Here is a 3070-nt window from a genome sequence, read left to right as displayed (position 1 = left end):
GTGAGCTCTTCGGATCTGGACGTCAAACAGGGAGAGGTCGATCCGGGCGCCCTCGCCGGCCGGCCGCGAGGTCAGCAGGGACATGGGTCTGTCTGCTCCAGGCCTGGACCGGCCGTCCGGCCCCCTTCCGGCGCCGGACGGCACCGGTGTTTGCGGGGGCACACTGGATGCGCCCGATGGCGGGAGGCGATGAAGTGGATCACACCATTGCGCTGGCGGAGTTGAGCGGCAGCCGGAAGAACCGGCCACGCGCCGCGGCGTCCTTGGCCGGCCGTTGAACGGCGCGTGCGCGGGGTCACATCACCGGCGCGGCGCGAGAGGGAAGGGCGCCGGACGGAGGTCAGCCATGCGCATCGTCCCGCGTCTTCTCGAGCGGTTGCAAGATGGCCGGAAGCCGCTCCGGCATCGTATTGCGAGTCTTTTCCCGCAGACGGCTGGGCCCAGCCGTGTGCGATCTGCTGTGGGTGCCGCCTGCCTTTTGGCCGCGGCGTCCGCCCAGGCCGTGCCGCCCGCCGACCCGCCGGGCGACCCGCAGGCGCGGGAAGCCATCCGCCTCACTGAAGCCGGCCGCTACGAGCTCTCGGTGCCGATGCTGGAAGCCGTGCTCGCCCGCCTGCCGGGCGACCCGGATATCCTCACCTATCTCGCCCTCGCGCTCCGCCGCACCGGACGGCTGGCGGAAGCCGAGGCGCGCTATGCCGAGGCGCTCTCGCGCGACGCCGCGCACCTGCCGGCCATCGCGTACCAGGGCGTGCTGTATCTCGAGACCGGGCGGCGCGGGATGGCGGAGGCCAATCTTCGCCGGCTGGAAGCGCTCTGCCCGCAGGGCTGTGTCGCGCGCGAGGACCTCGCGCGCGAAATCACGCAGCGGCGTTGAGCGCGCGCTACAGCACTATCCGATCACACTGAATCAGTGTGATCGGATTTCGTGCTGTCGGATCAATGGTTTCCAGAGCAAGACATCCGATCAGCCGTTTCCGGCTGATCGGATATCGCTCTACCGGTCCAGGGCCTCACCCCTGAGCCACTTCGCACCCGAGGCATAGAGCGCCTCCACCTCCGGCCCCGCCAGCCCCGGCATGTCGCGCTTCACCTTGTAGCCGATGCGCGACTGCAGGTATGCGAGGTGCCGGTAGCCCTCCGGGAAGTCCGCCAGCAGCGCGGGATCGAGCCGCAGCGTTGCGGCCGGATCGACCGGGTCCATCCGGTCCTTCTCGTAGATCGGCTGGCGCAGCACCACGCCCCAGCGCCCGTCGCGCTTCTCGCAGAAATCGTAGAAGCGGCCGGTGCAGACCACGTCGACCTTCACGCCCTCGACCTCGGCGCGCTGGGAGATGGTCATCTTGGTCTGCACGATGGCGCGCGCGCCGGCGAGGTCCACGCTGGTGCCGCCCAGGAAGTGCAGGATGCGCACGCCCTTGGCGAAGCCGGCCTTCGAAACCTCGATGAACTGCGCGGCCGGCCCCTGGAACCAGGTCGCCATCATCCGCGCATCGGCGTGCCAGCAGCCGGCAAAGCGCTCCCAATCCCCGGCATCGCGCCAGACCGCCCAATCCTGAACCAGCCGGCGCAGCGCCAGCTCGTCGATCAGCGCCTGCTCCATCATGCCGGGCTGCCCGCGGCACCCCAGGCGCCGAGATGGGTGAATTCCGCGATGGCCTTGCGCACGCGCGGCGCGGCTTCCCGCGCGGCGAGGGCCTCCGGCAGCGCGGCCGCCGCGCCCGCATAGCCGAGCGTCAGCATCACCAGCGGGTCGAAGCCTTCGGGGATGGCGAAGGCTTCGCGCGCCTTCGCGGCGTCGAACCCCGCCATCTGGTGCGCCTGCAGGCCGATCGCCGCTGCCTGCGCGGCGAGGTTCGCCGTCGCCTGCCCCAGGTCGTAGGCCGCGTGCCGGTTCGGGTTGCCGTTATGCGCGAAGGCGGTCCGCGCCACGCCCAGCATCAGCACCGGCGCGCGCCCCGCCCAGCCCTGGTTGTTCTGCGACAGGCAGGAGAACAGCTTCGCATACCCCTCCTCCTCCCGCCCCTTGCGCGCGAGGATGAAGTTCCAGGGCTGGTCGTTGAAGCAGGAGGAGGCCCAGCGCGCGGCTTCCAGCACCTGCGCGAGTGCCGCGTCGGGCACAGCGCGGTCCTCGTAGGAGCGGGGGCTCCAGCGCGCGGCAAAGGGGGCCGCGATCGGATGCGCGGCGGGGGCGGTGCGATCGGTCACGATGCTACTCCTGCTGGGGAATGCCGGCGGATGCGACGAGGTCGCGCCAACGGGCGATGTCACGGCGGATGATGGCGGCGGCGGTCGCGGAATCGCTGCCGACGGGCGTCAGCCCCATCTCCCGCATCCGCGCGGCGAGGTCGGCGTCCGACAGCGCGCGGCGCGTCTCGGCCTCGATGCGCGCCACGGCCGCGGCGGGCACGCCGCTGGGGAATCCGATCGTGAACCAGGTGGCGAGGTCGAACTCCGCGAGGCCCGACTCCCGCATCGTCGGCACCTCCGGCAGGCCGGGGAAGCGCTCCGCGGTGGACAGCGCGATGGCGCGCGCCTCGCCCCCGCGCACCTGGCCGAGCACGGCGGCGACGGTCTCGACCACCAGATGCACCTCCCCCTGCCGCAGCGCGAGCACGGCGGCGGGCGTGCCGCGATAGGGCACATGCGTCAGCTTCACCCCGGCCATGGCCTGGAAGGCTTCCGCGACGAAATGCTGGGTCGAGCCGACGCCGACCGTGCCGAGGTTCAGCCCGCCGGGATTGGCCCGCGCGGCGGCGATCAGCGCGGCGACGCTGCCGAGCGGCCCCGCGGGCGGGGTGAGGAACACCAGCGGCATGGTCGCGACCTGCGTGACCGGAATGACATCCGCCAGCGGATCGTAGGGCAGGCGGCGGAAGGTCGCCGCCGTCACGGCGAAGGCGTTGTTCAGCATCATCATGGTGCGGCCATCGGGCCGCGCGCGGGCGAGCGCCTCGGCCGCCAGCGTGCCGCCCGCGCCGGGGCGGTTCTCGACCACGACCGGCTGGCCGAGCGCGGCGGCGAGCGGGGGGGCGAGCAGACGAGCAACGATGTCCGTCGTGCCGCCGGG

Annotated in this window: 4 protein-coding genes; 1 reads left to right on the top strand and 3 read right to left on the bottom strand. The window is 72.1% G+C overall.

Annotation, left to right across the window (positions count from 1 at the left end):
- The first annotated feature begins 502 nt into the window (after positions 1-502).
- The gene (locus tag HW577_RS23025; protein ID WP_198378447.1) at positions 503-877 is read left to right on the top strand and encodes a tetratricopeptide repeat protein; all 375 of its coding nucleotides are present in this window, start codon (positions 503-505) and stop codon (positions 875-877) included.
- A 120-nt stretch (positions 878-997) separates the two neighbouring features.
- Here HW577_RS23025 and HW577_RS23020 read toward each other — a convergent pair whose 3' ends face one another.
- The 3 genes from HW577_RS23020 to HW577_RS23010 all read right to left on the bottom strand — a co-directional run.
- Positions 998-1606 carry a nuclear transport factor 2 family protein gene (locus HW577_RS23020; protein ID WP_232475182.1) on the bottom strand — a complete coding sequence of 203 codons (609 nt, stop codon included), beginning with the start codon at positions 1604-1606 and terminating at the stop codon, positions 998-1000.
- Positions 1603-2208, bottom strand: coding sequence for a nitroreductase family protein (locus HW577_RS23015; protein ID WP_198378446.1), 606 nt, complete (start codon positions 2206-2208; stop codon positions 1603-1605). The genes HW577_RS23020 and HW577_RS23015 overlap by 4 nt, the downstream gene beginning before the upstream one ends.
- Positions 2209-2212: 4 nt before the next feature.
- The coding region (locus HW577_RS23010; protein ID WP_198378445.1) for a tripartite tricarboxylate transporter substrate-binding protein at positions 2213-3070 on the bottom strand (858 nt) is incomplete at its 5' end.

The organism is Neoroseomonas rubea (genome assembly GCF_016106015.1).
Classification (GTDB): Bacteria; Pseudomonadota; Alphaproteobacteria; order Acetobacterales; family Acetobacteraceae; genus Neoroseomonas; species Neoroseomonas rubea.
This window is presented reverse-complemented; position numbering and strand designations above follow the sequence as displayed.

Bases quoted from the DNA above. Each gene is read 5' to 3' on its own strand.
- HW577_RS23020 (WP_232475182.1), bottom strand. From the start codon at position 1,606: ATGATGGAGCAGGCGCTGATCGACGAGCTGGCGCTGCGCCGGCTGGTT.